The organism is Nostoc sp. (assembly GCF_036917455.1).
In the GTDB taxonomy this organism is placed as follows: Bacteria; Cyanobacteriota; Cyanobacteriia; order Cyanobacteriales; family Nostocaceae; genus Nostoc.
Genome location: NZ_JBALDK010000148.1, coordinates 1 through 16,286 on the forward strand (window position 1 = coordinate 1; position 16,286 = coordinate 16,286).

Here is a 16,286-nt window from a genome sequence, read left to right on the forward strand (position 1 = left end):
TCTTCAATGTGCTTCAGTATGTCACTCATATTTTTGTGTCAAAAACTTATCGCAATCTTCTTTTACCACAGAATATTACTATTTTGGAGATGTCTCTTGGGGAGGTGCCGCAGGCGGTGGGGTTCTTTCTATGCGTCTTCATATAGAAATGGTATAAGGGATTTCCAAGGACAAAAAACGAACCACAGAGACGCAGAGAACACAGAGAGAGGAGAGATTAAGAGGATTTTTGTGTCAGTTTTGGAATATTTTTTTATTTGGAAGTCCTTAAGATTAGCGATCGCACTTACAGTCGCCATTGCATAAAATTTATTCTTTGGAAGTCTCTAACAAGTCTATTCCTGAGAGGATGGCTAAATTGCTGCCGATGTAACCCATTGCCAAAGGAGATTGATCCTTTAACAACAACAGAATCTGATTAAGCATTTGTGGAAGAGTTGCACCATATAACTGCCAGAGCTTTTTCCAAAGTTGAGTTAAAATGCGATCGCCTGCAATATCGTCAGTACCCGGTCGTAGCAACCAATGGGTTCGCAATATCTGAAAATGACGAATATCATGACTCTGCACAACTTGATAAATTTCTTGAGCAGTATGTTCCACTAATTCATCTGTCACCACTTTCATTATTAGGGGTTGCAATGTAAATGAGGGTTCATAATCGCCGATCCATTTTTCTAAAAGCGATCGCCTTTCTAACGCCACAATGCCCTCTAAAACCATCGCTGGGTCAACGGATATCAGCAAATGGGTTTGCAATCGAGAGAATGAGACAGGTTCTTGCCAAATTGCCAACCAGTAGAGAATGTCTTGCTCTAAGCCGGAAAGTTGCTCAAATTGCTGTTTGAGAATTGCACGCAAGCGATCGCCTACAATTAGAGTATGCTGACTCAGAAAAGCAGCAACATTCCCAGCAAATACAGACTGAATCAATGGTGTTACTAGTTTCAGCGCCAAGGGATTACCGCGATAAAGTTGAATTAAAACTGATAACCCCAGTTCTTTGCCTGTCAATCCCCTTGATTGTAATAATTCTACAGCCTCTATTTTTTGCAATCCTTTGAGATTTAAACAGCGAAATGTTTTGGTATTAATTTCACCAGCGTTTATCTGTTCGCGGCTGCTAATCAGAATACAACTTTGATGCCGTTCTCGACTTAATTGTTGGATAAATTGACCATAACTGAGGTCTTCTGGCTGGGAGAAAGTAGCCTTGAATCCATCCAATATCAACAGACAGCGACGTTTTTGTAACTGCTGGATGAGTTGTGCAGTACCTTGTTGAATATTTTGGGCAACGCTTTGCTCAAAGGAGTTTAGTAAGCTATTCAGCAGGGAAATGAGAGATGGGGAAGTTTGTAGAGACTTCCAAATTAAACAATCAAATTTTGACTGAATGCGGTCTACTAAAGCCAGTGCTAAGGCGGTTTTGCCAATACCAGCAATACCGTTAATGGTGACTAATTTACAGTTTTGGCTAGTTATCCATTCTTCTAACTGCACCAATTCCTGATTTCGTCCATAGAAGCTTTCGATATCAGGTGCTTCAGTGCATTCTAGGTAAGGCGTAGTGATATCTGCAAAAAATTCTAAGTCTGCATTAGATGAATCTGCGATCGCTTCCCAGTTTGCAATACCAACAGCTTGACAGATAGCGATGAAGATTTCTCGCTGGATGCGATCGCCTTGCCAAAATCGGCGTAAAGTAGCTTTAGAGGTATGGGCATCTTGCCACCAACGCGCCGTGCTAGTTTTTGTCCAACCTAGACGTTGACGGGATTTGTCTACAATTACTAGTCCTGCTGTTGATGCTTTCAGCGAGTTTGACATAACATCTATGGCTTAGATTCCAACTTCTTAGATAAGTCGGGGATCTGGGAATGATTTTCAAACAATTCTAATAAACCAATTGTACCCACAAAAAAAGTATAAATCAGATATTGGATTGGTTAATAATTTTTCGCAAGTGCATAACAAGCGGCAATTATTCCTCCAACGAAATGAGCCGAGATTTTTCTAATCCTTGAGAGACTGAAGCAAGTGACTAGGACGTGCAACTTTTACACCAATATAAAAATCAGGATAGCGAACAAATATATAATGCTCATACTCATACCAATGCATTTCACCCTTTTGTTGGTTACACATCAGACAAATTACCCAAAAATTCTTGAATTCCATTGATAACCAGGGATATTGCGATCTAGGAAGCTTATGATCTATTGTTTTACCACCCTTTTCAGAATACTTATCCCCACAAATTGGACAGTAGCAGTCTGAATTATCTCTCACCCAAGTTTTACTTTCTTGTGTTGTACCACACTCATAATCACCATTAACATATCGCCAGTAATCGAATTTTCTATAATTTTCAAAATCTTGATGAGTTAGTTTATGATAGCGCTTGCTGCCAACTTTATCTGCAATCTTAAATAGTTCATTCAGTTCTTTTTCTTCAAGGTTCATTGGGCTTTCCTCTAATACTTGACAGTTCTGTATGACTTTTAATTATTTTGCTTCCTATATGTCTTTTTTGTTTTATTGCTAAAATCAATAAATTCTATTTCTGTATCAGGAAATTGCTTATCGATCTCTTCTGCAATTTCATTCACCTCTTTAGCTAATCTGTGATTAGTTTCCTGTATTTCTTGAGCAGTAAAATATTTATTTCCAATTCGGTCTGCTTCTAAAAATAATTCTTCAAGTGTCAAATCATCGAATTGATATTTATCTAAAAAATCCTTTATTTTATGATAAAGTCTGATAACATTATTCCATCCAACATTCTTGTAACCTTCTGTTTTTAGCCAGTGTATATCTTCTTGCTTCAACTTGTTTTTACTTTTTGAGTTAACACGTTGAGTATCGCGGTAGCTCATACCATTGAAAATTGTTTTTTTATTTTTATGCTCAGTCATAGAGTTTTTTTAACCCAGTGTAGATTTGAATAAGTGAATTACTGCTTTCCGAATTTCGCTGTCTTCATACTGGAGAATTTTCTTGGTATTTATAGCTAGTTTCAATCTAATTTCGTCAATTAAATTTTTTAAGGTTTTATTGTCTTTCATTAGTTGCTCATTTACAACTATCAAATCTTTATTTTGAGAGGTTGTAGCTTTGAGCCTATCTTCTACAAGATTACTTTTGCTGTATAAACTTTGAATTTCTGCTTCGCGTTTATCCTTTTCCTCTCTTTGATAATTTATAAGCCGATCAATTTTTGCAGCATATTCCCTTTCTTTCCGCTCAAGCTCGTTTGTTTTCTTTGTTACCAAACCTTTCTGAGCAGCTTGAAGACGCTGACGATTTATTAGTTCAGAACCAGCAAAATGTGAAATAGCTCTACGAATAGTAATTTCGTCAGGATTAATATTAAAGTCAATTTTATCTAATGCACGTTTAGCATCTGCTGTTGTCCATCCTTCACCTTCAAGTAGCTTAATAGCTTGTGACTTATTCACTGTTATAAATTTGTAAGATATGGTTAATGTAATTTAGGTTACATTTTCTTAGTATAAAACACGTATACAGTAACTAGACTGGCAATTTTACCGAAAATCATTATTTACAAGTGAACCGACTACTGAGCAAATAACTGAGCATAAAACTGAGCATATCTCCCAGAAAAACCCGCCTACGCTAGAAACAGCAAACAAAAGTGCCAGGTAAAGATTATGACTCAAACATTAGAACAACAACCCAGTGGCTTATATCTGCAAAACTCCAGCCAACAGATTGCCTTTCCCCTCAAACACACTGAAGTAAAAGCCAAAATCGCTGGTAATATCTCACGGGTGGAAGTTACCCAAAGTTTTGAAAATCCCTTTACCACAACCCTAGAAGCCGTTTATATTTTCCCCTTACCCGATGAAGCCGCCGTTGATGATATGCTGATTCGCATAGGCGATCGCACAATTCAAGGCAGCATCAAAAAACGTCAAGAAGCTTTAGCCATCTACGAACAAGCCAGAAAACAAGGACAGACAGCCGGACTCCTTGAACAAGAACGAGACAATATCTTCACCCAATCTCTGGCAAACATCAAGCCAGGTGAACAAATTGATGTGATTATTCGCTACAGCGACAGCCTAAAATTTGAGGGGGGAAATTACGAATTTGTCTTCCCGATGGTTGTTGGCCCCCGTTACATTCCCGGAATCACCATAGAAGAAAATGCTGTCGGGGGTGGTTCAGCCATTGCACCCATGACTTTAAATCAAGATACCGATTTAGTTTCAGATGCTTCCCGCTTAAACGCTCCCATTTTGCCAGATGGAATGCGATCGCGTCATGATATTAATGTCACTATAGAAATTAATGCTGGCGTTGAGATTCAAGATATTAACTCACCCTCTCACCAAATCCAAATCATCCGTGAAGGACAGTTAATGAATGTCAAACTAGGTGGTGGAGACACAATACCCAACAAAGACCTAATTTTACGCTACCAAGTTAGCAGTAATAACACCCAAACAACTACGCTTACTCAAGCCGATGAACGGGGTGGACATTTCGCCTTATACATGATTCCCGCCGTTGAGTACCATCCTGATGAGATTGTCGCCAAAGATATGGTGTTTCTCATCGACTCCTCCGGTTCTCAAAGTGGCGAACCACTGATGCAATGTCAGGAATTGATGCGCCGTTTTATCAATGGACTCAATCCCGACGATACCTTTAGCATTATTGATTTTTCCGATACTACACAGCAACTCTCACCCGTTCCCCTAGCCAATACTTTCCAAAATCGTTTATTAGCAATCAACTATATCAATCGGTTAAACGCTGGTGGTGGAACGGAGATGTTAGGCGGTATTCGCACCGTCTTAAACTTAAAAGCCACAAATCCGGGACGCTTGCGAAATATTGTTTTACTAACTGATGGCTATATCGGTAACGAAAACCAAATTTTAGCAGAAGTTAAACAGCGTCTCCAACCAGGAACCCGCCTTCATAGCTTTGGTGCAGGTAGTTCGGTGAATCGTTTCTTACTCAATCGCATTGCAGAATTAGGACGGGGTATTGCTCGGATTATTCGCCATGATGAACCTGTAGATGAAGTGGTAGAAAAATTCTTCCGCCAAATCAATAATCCAGTCCTCGCCAATATTCAATTGCAATGGGATGGTGATGGTGAATCCCCAATCATGTATCCATCGACACTACCAGATTTATTTGCAGAGCAACCGTTAGTGTTATTTGGACGCAAACCAGACGCGCATTCTGGAAAGTTGCACGTTACCGGCATTGCTGCTGGTGGTAGGCGTTATCAGCACAGTTTTAATCTGAATTTTCCACAAACAGGTAATCCCGCTATTGCTCAACTTTGGGGACGTTCTCGCATCAAGGATTTAATGAATCAAATGGTGAGTGGTGACACAAAGGGAGGTGTAGAAGCGGTGACAGATACGGCTCTGACTTATCAACTGTTATCGCAATATACGGCTTTTGTTGCCGTCAGTGATGATATCAGAGTCAATCCCAACCAGAATTCTATATCTGTGCAAGTACCTGTGGAAATACCTGAAGCCATCAGCTATGAAGGTATTTTTAATAACGTTTCTTTTGATGCGGCTTCTGGGGGTGGAATGGTAAGCAGTCGCCAGAAAGCAAAGAAACAATCTGCACCATCTCCAATGTCTGTATTACCACCACCATCCCCAATGTCTGCACCAGCAAAACCGATGCAACGCTTTGAAGAGATGGAGTCATTGTCAGAAATTGAAGTTGGATATGCTGATGATTTTAGTAATCTTGACAGCCTGTTACCAGTTCCCGAAAGATCGATGTCACAATTGGAAGATTTAAAAACCTTACGGAAAGAAGAATCTTCTATCCCTCTTTTACAAGTTGTGAGTGTAACGGGATTGAATCAGCAGATGATTTCTTTGCTGACTCAATACTTGCAAGCAATTCAACTCCCTAGAGGTTTTGGTGGTGATTTGGTGTTTGAATTCCAACTGAACCAGGGACGGGTGAGACAGTTGCTGCTGGATGAACAGGCTTCATCCTTGAAGGAACAGACAGTGATTGAATTAATTAAGCGATCGCTTTTCGCTTGGCTACCCTCCCAGACTCTCACTACTACTGTGCTGTTAACACTTCGGATTCAACCGTAATTTTCTTAATATAGTGGAGAGCGATCGCCAACGAGTATACGGCAGGCGATCGCTCTTTTGGTATAGATTTTAAAACGCTTTTTCGTACCGTCTTCTCATCCAAATCATTTCCTGGTAATCAATCCCCTAGATTGTTCTACCAAGCGAATAAATTCATCTCGATAGCCCTCCTGGTCTTCCCCCTTCGCTTGAGTCGCCAATTTCATCACCAAATCATAGTTAGCATTCCCCTTATACTCAGAGTCACGCAGCACCATCCCAAAGGTCGCCACCGCAGCAGCAAATCTCAGGTTTGTGGAGGGTATCTGGTCACTTCTCAAATCATCATCTTGGATGGTTTGGGTAATGAGTTGACTGGTGCTGTCCTGGGGCAATTTATAGCGTAGTTTCACCTGCATCAACTCATTACCGGCAGCATTGGGCGCAGTTTCACCAGAACGCTGATACCGCAACGGGTCTACCTCCGGCAGTTTCACATCGCTTTTCGTGCCAGTAGGAATTATTTCATAAAGCGCTGTCACAGAATGACCAGCCCCAATATCCCCTGCATCTTTCTTATCATCATTGAAATCCTGGTTTTGCAGCAAGCGGTTTTCATAACCAATCAAGCGATATGCCTGAACTTTCGCCGGATTAAATTCCACTTGAATTTTTACATCTTTGGCAATGGTAAACAGAGTTCCCCTCAAATCGTTAACTAAAACCTTTTTGGCTTCCAATAGGGTATCGATGTAAGCATAATTGCCGTTACCCTTATCAGCCAATTGTTCCATTTTCCCGTCCTTATAATTACCAGTGCCAAATCCCAACACCGTCAGGAAAATTCCCTGTTCTCGCTTCTGTTCAATTAATCGCGTCAGTTCGCCATCACTGGAAACCCCGACATTAAAATCTCCATCGGTAGCTAAAATTACTCTATTATTACCAGACTTGAGGAAGTTTTGTTTAGCTATCTTGTAGGCTAGTTCAATGCCTTGACCGCCAGCAGTTGAGCCTCCAGCCTCCAAGCGGTCAATCGCCGCTAGAATTGTTGATTTCTGACTACCAGGAGTAGCAGGTAATACCACTCCAGCATTCCCAGCATAGACTACTAAACTTACCCGATCTTCAGGACGAAGTTTATTCACCAGCAATTTCAATGACTGTTGCACCAAGGGCAATTTGTTGGGGTCATCCATAGAACCGGAGACATCAATCAGAAATACTAGATTACTGGGTGGTAAGGTTTCACTCTCTAGGCGTTTACCTTGCAAACCCACCTGTACCAGCTTGTGCTGAGGATTCCAGGGAGCAGCAGCAACTTCAGTAGTGACAGAAAAGGGGCGATCGCCTTTTGGCTGGGGATAATTGTAGGTAAAATAGTTGATCAGTTCTTCAATTCGCACTGCATCCTTGGGTGGTAATTCCCTTTGAGTAATAAACCGTCGCACGTTACTGTAGGATGCTGTATCTACATCAATGGAAAAGGTGGAAAGAGGGTCATTACCAACGCGATGGAAGGGATTATCCTCAATTCGGTTGTAGTTCTCTGTATTGAATCTGCTATCGGTTTGTGGCTCAGGGGCAATCCTTCCCCTAGTTCCACCAGCTCGGATTTTAGGCGTATATGCACGGTTAACAACTTGATTTTGCACAGATGAACCAGACGGAATACTAAGGGATGGAACCGTAGGTAAGGGTTGAGTCTTTCGGGTAGAATCGGCTTGAGAAAGTTCTCTGGGAGCCTGAGTCGGAGCTTCCAATTCATCTGTCTGACTTGTTAGGGTTGCTAACTCCGGTGCGAATTCGGACTGCAACCGTTGCAGAGTTTTCATATCCGCTTCGGTAACTATCTTGGGGTCAGTCGCTATTAGCTCATTGCTCCGATTCATACAGGCATTCAAGACTGTGGCAAACTCAGTCCGGGTTATCGGAACAGTACCAAAGTTTTGAACGGAGACGACACAACTATACTTTTGTACCAATGCCTGGAGTGCTTTGTAGTCAGGGTGATTGGGTAAAATGGAGGTTGTTGGAGTAGAACTGAGAAGAGTCTGATTGCCTGGAACCGCAACTGTAGCAGACTGACGTAAAACAGCAATTCCTACTGACGGTATTAATAATAGCAGTGTTACAATACTGACTCGTTGCCACCTTTTGGACGGAATCGGGTAAGACATGGCTAAATCCTCACACTAAATTTGTGTATCAGTTCAAAACCTTTTGGTATGTGTGGAAGCCCTGTCTCTTCAGACGGGGTTGCTAACATTTGAAGTTTTCCACTTACTCAGAATAGTCTTGAACAGCCTGGGTTCTCATGACTGTTGCAGTTTTGGTAACTGTAGCGGATACAACACTAAAGACCAACTTAACCAGCCTCCTATAAGGGTTGAAGGAATAGTAAGAATAGTTAAGGCAGCTACATCATTTTCCTTTTCTTTAGCGGGAGTTTTAGGGCTGATAAGTTCTAGAATTATCACCGCAGACAAGGGAATACCAAATAATAGAAAACATATTGCTAAAATCTTTTTAACTAGTTTCATACAATCTTATTCAACTCTTAATAAATAATGTAAAAATAATAACTCTACTATACAGTGTATAATAACGTTCGGGATAAGGAAAGGGACAGGTAGTAAGCTTAAAATAACTTCAAATCCAGCAGATGTCCAGCGATCGCACTTACAGCCGCCATATTTTTCTCAGGCTTTCCAAACAATCCTTTTGTCGCTGCTCAATAACTGCTGGAGTCCATTCAGATTGTTGTAAAACTTGGGTTGTCAGTACAAAAGAAGAAATACCTTTTTTACTAACAAAATACTTTTCTTTCTTTTTATCAAAATCGTAGTTTTGCGCCTCAGCATTCTTGTTTCGAGAGAGTAACGCCAAATTACCTATGCGATGCACATACTGAAGACGTTCTTCATCATCTGGAAACCACTGAAGCCACTTACTTCCTGCGCTTGGGTTCTGAGGAAGTACGTGTTCAACTGTAATAACTGAATAGTCGTAACTCGCTTCCCCTTCGGAAAGTGCAGAGTCAAGGCGCAAAAGAACATATTGCCTAATTCGCTTAATTAAGATATACATCTCCATCAAGGGTTTTAATAATTCGATTTATTTCTTGAGGAGTTAGCTGTAAAGGTGACTCAAATGCATATAAATCGGCATCTTTTTCAATAGCATCAAGAACTTTTGCATACCGTCCGATCCGATCGTTAATATCCGCACGTAAAATAAATAAGCCTGCTGTTAATCGCTCAAGATCAGTAAAAAACTGTTTTAATTTACCAGAACTATGCCGATTTATAGAAAAATATAGAATCGCTGGTGGAATCCAATCAAAGTTATCTATTTGATTCAACCATCGAAGCAAAGAATTAAGCTTGTCTGCATCTTTATCACTTTGGTAATTTGCCGTATTGATAATTTCTAAAGCATCAGAATAAGGCTTTAATATTTCGTCAATAAATTTTTGTGGATCTATCTTAGGTAATATATCCTCACTAAATTCCTTGAGAGCAGTCTTACGCGGTTTAGCCTTACAATTAATCATACGGATATGGGCGAATAATTCTTGAAATTTATCTCGACCTAAATCCTCTTCTTCCGTTTCCCAGATTTTTGTGTATTTATCCTGTTGAGATGAAGGAATTGCTCCAATAACCTCTGATTTAAGAAAATCACTGAGTGAGAGGTCTAAACCACGCGCGTTTAGAATAGAAAATATCCGATAAGCTGAGTCAAGATCGGGTGTTGAAACGAGAACTAAAAAACAACGTGTCATTAAATAATGAGCAAAACTATCTCGCCGTTGTTCAGAAAATTGGCTTAATTCTTTAAGAAAATAACTTGCATTGATTTGAATATTTTTTTGGCTATCTGTTAATTGCGAAGTATCAAGTTTTAAAAGTTCGTCTAATTTAGACTCGTTTTGTATGTAATCGCGGAAGAAATCTTCATCTTTTTTCCGTAATTTAAGGCGATAGCGATTTTTTTTACCTTCGAGTTTTTTACCTTTTTGATAAATATACTCCGTAATTTCCGAAGCACTTTCAGAACTTGCCAAGCTTCTTAGAACAGATAGAAGAATTGTGAGAGTCGTCAAACGTTGCTGACCATCTACTACATCTGCTTCAGAAGCATCTTCACTTTTAATCAGAACTATACTTCCTAAAAAATAAGGATTAGCATCAGTTACAGCTTCTGAACCATCCCCTAAAAAAGACAATAAATCAGTTAATAACTCACTTGCTTGGTCTTTTTTCCACGCATAAGGACGCTGATAAGCTGGTATGGAAAATGCGAAATCGTTACTAAAAACGTTGAACAGTGCTTTTTGGGCGGCGTGAATGGCTACTGGCATAGAATTTCAAGTACTACTTAAGTATAATCTGATGCAATTTTCCCTAATCAAACGCAGTCTAACTCACTATTACTGCGATCGCCAGATTGAATCAACTCAAGTTATATACAATGAATGAACCTACGGTTTTTCGCTTGTTTTTGGGAATTCTAAATCTAATAACCAACAAAAACCGCAGATATATATGACTAAATTTAAGATATGTGACTCAAGACAATAGTAATTTTTACCATTTGTAACAGATTGCACTATTATTCTTTTTACCAGCATTTTGCTATTTTCAGAATCAAATCTGGCAACTGCTAGGCAGTATCCGGTAAATATTGCACAGATGACGCAGATCAACGATGCAACTCGCACTGCGGCTGATGTTGCATATAAACAGGGAAAGGAATTAGACCTCTTGCATAAGTCGAATAATTCAGTCCTTTATAGAGACGGCGATAAATCGCGTCTTTAGGATCGTATTATTTTCAGCTTTTCTTTATTCACTCAATGTTGCATTTTTTTAAACATCTGTTACATTACTTTACAGAGAGTTACAACTGCTACAAAATTTGAACTTTGGAGTTTTACTTATGACAGGTTTTAAGAATCCTGCGCCTATTGTTTCAGAAGATCCTAATGCTGTGCGTTTTGGCTTCACTCCTCAGAGTGAAAATTGGAACGGTCGGCTTGCAATGATTGGTTTTCTATCTGCAATTTTGATTGAAGCTTTTTCTGGTCAAGGGTTACTCCATTTCTGGGGCATCCTCTAAGTTAACGTGAAATAGGTGCTTAGAAACCGCGTCTCCACTAGAATTTACCTGCCAAGGCAGGTTTCAAACAAGGGGATTTTGCCCCTTGTTTATCTGCGTGATATACCCTTGAACGGGATTAACATAGATGTGATTTTGTTTAAAATGCTGTAAGAGGCGATTTGCTTTGTTTATAGTCGCCAGCTTAAATAATGCAATCTACAGATAAACGTCCTCTCAGTTGGTTATTGCAGCAGTTTCAACTCAAGCCAGGTAAACCCGCCATTTTCTCAGGATTGCGTAGCCTTATTATCCTGGGTGTCCCCATTGGAGTTGGCATCATGACTAATCATGCGGCTGAAAGTGCGATCGCTACAATGGCTGCTTGGTTTGTTGGAATGGTAAATGTTGACGGAGCTTATCGCCAGAGAGCGACTGCTATGATAGCAGCTACGATTGGGGTAACTTTGATGTTCCTAATCGCCAGTTTGGTTAGTAATCATCTCTGGTTAGCCATCCCGACAACTTTCTTAGTAATATTTATCTCAGGTTTAGCAAGTCTCTATGGCAATGTGGCTGCATCTGTCAGCTTGATTACATCGATCATGTTTGTCATCTCCCTTGCTAAATTTGCTTCATTTTCTAATTGGTCTACTCTTATCCTGCACTGTGCCTTATGTCTAGCTGGTGGCGCGTGGACAAGTTTGTTGTTATTAGGATTATGGGTAGTGCGTCCTGATGTGCCGGCAATGCAGATAGTTGCTAACTGTTATCTCTCGTTGAGCCAATTTGTAAACTTGGCAAGTCAGAGAGGAGTAAACCCAAATGAGCGTCAGGAGTGGACACGGCAATTTTTACAAGCTCAAGATACCGTCATCCAAGATTTGACATCGGCTCGGAGTGTCTGGACAACTATTTGGACTAGGCAAAGAGGAGCTACCCTGCGGGGAAATCAGTTACTCGTTTTAATTGAGGATGTCAATCAAATTGTCAATTCTGTTGTTGCACTGAGCGAACTGTTAGCGATCGCATCCGAACATCAACTATTTTATCGATTGCAGGAAGAAATTCAGCAAGTGATAGAACAATTAGCAATTGCTCTCCAAATGTTATCAGAAGCGATATCTAACGATAAGCCGCTCCGCGTCTACGCTAGAGGAAAAAACTCAGTTCACTTAGGGGATCTAGATCGGACAGTTGAAGCACTAGAGCATCGATGGGAAGTTCTCCGCGCTCAAGTCTTCAATCAAACAATAAATATTCAGATAGATGAATATCCCGATGTAGTCAACATTAGGAAGATTACAGCCAGTTTGACAAAGTTAGCACAGCAAATTAATACTGATGCTGATGTTGTAACAGATTTAATCCAGGGAAAAAAGAGCAGTATTACCCAGCGAGATATTTCTCCTCCAGCCCAGTCAGAGCCGACTGCAATTATTGATACACTGCGGCAGAACTTCACTTTTGAGTCAGTCCTCTTTCGTCATGCGTTGCGCCTAGCGCTGATCGTAACTTTCGCTGAATTACTTGCCTCAGTATTGCCACTACCTAGAGGTTACTGGATAACGCTAACAGCACTAGTTGCACTCAAGCCAAACTTTGGGGGAACGTCTGAGACGACAGTACAAAGAGTTATTGGGACTATTTTGGGTGGAATTATTGGTATTAGTTTGATTTTACTGCTTAAGAATTCATTAGCGATCGCAGTTTGTTTTTTGTTTCTGGTGTTTATTGCCATGTCAGTGCGATCGTTAAGCTACAGCATATTTATTATCTTGCTGACTCCTGCCATTATTTTACTCCTCAATCTTATTAAGGCAGGTGGCTGGGAAGTTGGAGTATTGCGGATCGTCGATAGCTTAATTGGCGGTGTTTTAGCATTGCTTGGCAGCTATTTGCTTTTTCCCACTTGGGAACGACAGCAACTTCCCGCACAACTAGAAAAGACAATTAGAGCGAATCTTGCATACTTTCAACAGGTTATTGCTAATTATCTGCATCCACAACCGGATGCGTCTATAAATATGCTACGCCATCAAGCGGCACTAGAGAACGTCAACGCTAACGTTTCTGCTCAACGATTGTTTAGCGAACCGCGTCACATTCAGGGAGAAATCGAACCTGTAATGACGCTTATAACATATATTCGTGGCTTTTTCAGTTCGGTTACAACTCTGGCAGAACATAAGCGGGAATTTAGCGGCGAGTACCAATTTACAGAACTTAAACTACTTACCGATAGCATTATCCAAATTTTGGAAAACTTAGCAGATGCCCTTGGGCAAGGACAGCCACCCCAAGCGTTACCAGCGCTGGATGGCTATCTCGAAGTAATTCACAACCAAATTGAACAGTTACACACTACTCGGTTATCAGAGATTGCCACAAATTCCCAGACTTTAACTTCTACATTACAAGCCGTTCGAGAACAAACTCCCTTATCCACAGAACTGGATCGAATTGTTAATGAAATTAAAGTTATGCACTGTGTAATTTCTCGCCTACAAGATTGAAGGAGGCAGGAGGTTCAATTTAGAAGGGGATTCAATACTGTACTTAATTGGGGCCACAAAACAAGAAAATTTGGTGGAGGTCTTGAACCGCAAGTTCGATGATTGTCACGGGCTCCAGAGCAGAAAACAGTGTTCCTCCTGCCTCCTGCCCTCTGCTTTCCTTGATCAAAAAGGTTGATTTAATATGCCCCATACCCAAAAACTCCACCCACTTGCGGGATGGAGTTTTTCATCGTTCTTTTATAACCTGTATCAAAGTTGGCGTTGTTTAGTAGTTTTACTTTAACTTTAGTAAACAAGTTAAGTAAATCATCTTATTTGAGAGCTGCCAAAGTCCGATGTCCAAGTATTCCGTCTGCTCTTAATCCTTTAGATTTCTGAAATTTGATCACTGCTGAACGGGTCTTGTTATCAAAGACACCATTCACATTTGCAGTATAGAATCCTTGTTGTTTTAAAGCATTCTGAGCAGTTTTAACTGCTTCTCCCCTGCTACCTACTGTCAGTACGCTACTATGGTTTGCCATACCTCTACTATGGTTTACCATACTATTAGACTTGTGCATAGCATTAGGCTTTTTCATCATATTGCCTTGCTGAGGATTTTGTGCCACTTGAGTCGCAGCAATCCGATTGTGGGTTTTATTATTGGTTAAAGAGTAAGCAGGTACAGCAGTAGCTAAAGTCAAAACAGGGATCAAAGCAAGTAGTTTCCAATTCATCTTCTTATTCCTTCTAAACTATGATAGATTTTGCAATTTTGATTTGAAGATTCATGCTATGAGGACTTGTACCTAATAGCGATTCTCTTGGCTCGATTCTGGTGTGTGGATTTGCTATGGGGCTAGTCTATTTTTTAACCCAGAGCTTTACTATCACACGGCATATTGACAGAGGCATTACAAAACTGTGACGAAACCATGAATAATTTATACTTCTATGCAAGGTCAGCTTTTTCATGGTCTTATAATCTTAACCGTAGCTTATGGTGTTCTAATAACCCTCTGGCTTAACTTCTGACTTTTCACCCCTGCCCAAACAGTAAGTGGTTGTCCAACCTGTTTATACAGCAAGCTTTCTAAAATTACGCCATTATTGTTGGCGGTGAGAGTTTTGTTCGGCTGATGGAGAGATTCATAAAAGCCGTTGTACCAACCATCTTTAGAGTTAAGGTTTGCTTGGACAAAATTAAATAACTGGCTAGTGTAAGTAGTGTTGTAAAGTACATGCCAGCCGATCGCAGCTTTGGCACTGAGAAATCGCAAATTGTTGTGTTTTTTTCCGGTATCTGCGATCGTTGCCCAAGGTTCTCCGTTCACAAACAAGCTGCTGTAAACGAAGTATGGAGGACGATCTAAGTTATCTTCAGTGACGGCAGTTAATTGTTTGGTCGCTTCATAACGCGCTACTTGAGCAGCTAAAATCCGATCGGCATAGGCTTTAGGTAAAGCTTGAAACCCAGTTTCGATACCATCTAATATATAAGGTTCGCTAAGAACGTAATTATTAGCTCCAGAGTTTTTAAAGTCACGTTTATCGTAAGGAATTCCCTGTCCGTACAGATCAACAAAGGCAGCATGGGACTGATAATCTAATGCTTGTGTAACATCCAAGCCCCAAAGCTTTAAACCGTAGGCAGCATAATTCTCATAGCCTAAGCGACCTTCTTGGTTATATTGTTCTTTGCCTTTAATAACGGCAGTACCGTACATTTGTCCATTTTTGGTCAGACGCAAGACTTGCCAATGTTTCCAAACTGCTTCTGTTTGCGATCGCATTTCTGGATACTTTGCCCCGACAATTTTCAGCCAGATTGCCATCCGCCCTAAATCGATGGCTGACCAACCAATTTCTTCGCGTTTTTCTAGTTGACCATAATTAACGGGTACAAGGGTTTTGGCATTGTAGACCTTGTTGGGTAGTTCACCTTTGTATAAAGGCATTGATACCAGTGTTTTCAATATTTTGCTCATTTTGGCTTCAAATTCAGCCGCAGGCACGATATTGAGTTCTCTAGCACTAACTAAAGCTGCGATCGCTGCTGTCTGATCCCACATACTTACAGAAGCAAAGCCATCAACGGAATTGATCAAACCAGTTTCATCGTTCCAGTTGCGCTGGAAGTATGACCAAGCCTGACGAGCGGTTTTCGTTTCCTCTGGGGTCAGTTTTCCCACTCCCGGAGCAACATAAGGAATTATCGCTACTGTTAGTTGGTTTTTAGGAATGGGTTGACCTGGCAAAACTACAGATTTAGCATCAAGACTGGCAACTATTTCGGCTGCTTTACCACCAGAGACAGGGTTTTGGGGTTTCTCTAGTTGTACCAACTGGCCTGAAGCGATTTCGGATGTTGAGATTTCAGGTTTTTCTATGGAAGCCTTGGAAAGTTGCTTAGACCAAACATTAAAAATTGCGATCGCAATTACAGCCGTAACTACTCCTCCTACAGAAGCTAGTATAGACAAACTCTTAGGTGGTGGTTGAAAATCAGAACTCATACTTAATTAATGCCTTATTTTATAAATCAGCGTTGTTTGCGTAGTTTCACCAAATACATTCTTCCCAA

The 16,286-nt window shown here is 40.5% G+C and carries 14 protein-coding genes; 4 read left to right on the forward strand and 10 right to left on the reverse strand.

Annotated elements, in window-relative coordinates; genetic code table 11:
- Nucleotides 1–309: 309 nt before the first annotated feature.
- The 4 genes from V7K42_RS15785 to V7K42_RS15800 all read right to left on the reverse strand — a co-directional run bounded on the left by V7K42_RS15785 (nucleotide 310) and on the right by V7K42_RS15800 (nucleotide 3,461).
- Complete coding sequence (locus V7K42_RS15785) at nucleotides 310–1,830, reverse strand: NB-ARC domain-containing protein (RefSeq protein WP_334917626.1); 1,521 nt, start codon at nucleotides 1,828–1,830, stop codon at nucleotides 310–312.
- Between the two features lie 186 nt (nucleotides 1,831–2,016).
- A complete protein-coding gene (locus V7K42_RS15790) occupies nucleotides 2,017–2,466 on the reverse strand; it encodes an HNH endonuclease (protein WP_334917628.1) in 450 nt (149 codons plus the stop codon).
- 38 nt (nucleotides 2,467–2,504) lie between these two features.
- Nucleotides 2,505–2,918, reverse strand: a complete 414-nt coding sequence (locus tag V7K42_RS15795; protein ID WP_334917630.1) for a hypothetical protein — start codon at nucleotides 2,916–2,918, stop codon at nucleotides 2,505–2,507.
- 9 nt (nucleotides 2,919–2,927) lie between these two features.
- The gene (locus tag V7K42_RS15800; protein ID WP_334917632.1) at nucleotides 2,928–3,461 is read right to left on the reverse strand and encodes a hypothetical protein; all 534 of its coding nucleotides are present in this window, start codon (nucleotides 3,459–3,461) and stop codon (nucleotides 2,928–2,930) included.
- Nucleotides 3,462–3,674: 213 nt separating this feature from the next.
- Between V7K42_RS15800 and V7K42_RS15805 the strand changes: the two genes are divergently transcribed.
- The gene (locus V7K42_RS15805) at nucleotides 3,675–6,119 is read left to right on the forward strand and encodes a VIT domain-containing protein (protein ID WP_334917634.1); all 2,445 of its coding nucleotides are present in this window, start codon (nucleotides 3,675–3,677) and stop codon (nucleotides 6,117–6,119) included.
- 104 nt (nucleotides 6,120–6,223) lie between these two features.
- On the opposite strand, the gene V7K42_RS15810 is transcribed toward V7K42_RS15805, so the two are convergent.
- From V7K42_RS15810 to V7K42_RS15825, 4 genes are all read right to left on the reverse strand, one after another.
- The gene (locus V7K42_RS15810) at nucleotides 6,224–8,278 is read right to left on the reverse strand and encodes a YfbK domain-containing protein (RefSeq protein WP_334917636.1); all 2,055 of its coding nucleotides are present in this window, start codon (nucleotides 8,276–8,278) and stop codon (nucleotides 6,224–6,226) included.
- A 135-nt stretch (nucleotides 8,279–8,413) separates the two neighbouring features.
- Nucleotides 8,414–8,641: a hypothetical protein gene (locus V7K42_RS15815; RefSeq protein ID WP_334917638.1), complete on the reverse strand. Its 228-nt coding sequence runs from the start codon at nucleotides 8,639–8,641 to the stop codon at nucleotides 8,414–8,416.
- Between the two features lie 139 nt (nucleotides 8,642–8,780).
- Nucleotides 8,781–9,149 carry an HNH endonuclease family protein gene (locus V7K42_RS15820; protein ID WP_334917639.1) on the reverse strand — a complete coding sequence of 123 codons (369 nt, stop codon included), beginning with the start codon at nucleotides 9,147–9,149 and terminating at the stop codon, nucleotides 8,781–8,783.
- 22 nt (nucleotides 9,150–9,171) lie between these two features.
- A complete protein-coding gene (locus V7K42_RS15825) occupies nucleotides 9,172–10,464 on the reverse strand; it encodes a DUF262 domain-containing protein (RefSeq protein ID WP_334917641.1) in 1,293 nt (430 codons plus the stop codon).
- A 331-nt stretch (nucleotides 10,465–10,795) separates the two neighbouring features.
- Here V7K42_RS15825 and V7K42_RS15830 point away from each other — a divergent pair, with 331 nt between their 5' ends.
- The 3 genes from V7K42_RS15830 to V7K42_RS15840 all read left to right on the forward strand — a co-directional run bounded on the left by V7K42_RS15830 (nucleotide 10,796) and on the right by V7K42_RS15840 (nucleotide 13,717).
- Complete coding sequence (locus tag V7K42_RS15830) at nucleotides 10,796–10,924, forward strand: hypothetical protein (RefSeq protein WP_334917643.1); 129 nt, start codon at nucleotides 10,796–10,798, stop codon at nucleotides 10,922–10,924.
- A gap of 118 nt (nucleotides 10,925–11,042) precedes the next feature.
- Nucleotides 11,043–11,222, forward strand: a complete 180-nt coding sequence (locus tag V7K42_RS15835) for a chlorophyll a/b-binding protein (RefSeq protein WP_012407782.1) — start codon at nucleotides 11,043–11,045, stop codon at nucleotides 11,220–11,222.
- A gap of 191 nt (nucleotides 11,223–11,413) precedes the next feature.
- Complete coding sequence (locus tag V7K42_RS15840) at nucleotides 11,414–13,717, forward strand: FUSC family protein (protein WP_334917645.1); 2,304 nt, start codon at nucleotides 11,414–11,416, stop codon at nucleotides 13,715–13,717.
- 314 nt (nucleotides 13,718–14,031) lie between these two features.
- Here the strand turns inward: V7K42_RS15840 and V7K42_RS15845 are convergent, their stop codons facing one another.
- Nucleotides 14,032–14,439, reverse strand: coding sequence for a peptidoglycan-binding domain-containing protein (locus V7K42_RS15845; RefSeq protein WP_334917647.1), 408 nt, complete (start codon nucleotides 14,437–14,439; stop codon nucleotides 14,032–14,034).
- A gap of 261 nt (nucleotides 14,440–14,700) precedes the next feature.
- The gene (locus tag V7K42_RS15850; protein WP_334917649.1) at nucleotides 14,701–16,218 is read right to left on the reverse strand and encodes a DUF3131 domain-containing protein; all 1,518 of its coding nucleotides are present in this window, start codon (nucleotides 16,216–16,218) and stop codon (nucleotides 14,701–14,703) included.
- Nucleotides 16,219–16,286 lie beyond the last annotated feature (68 nt).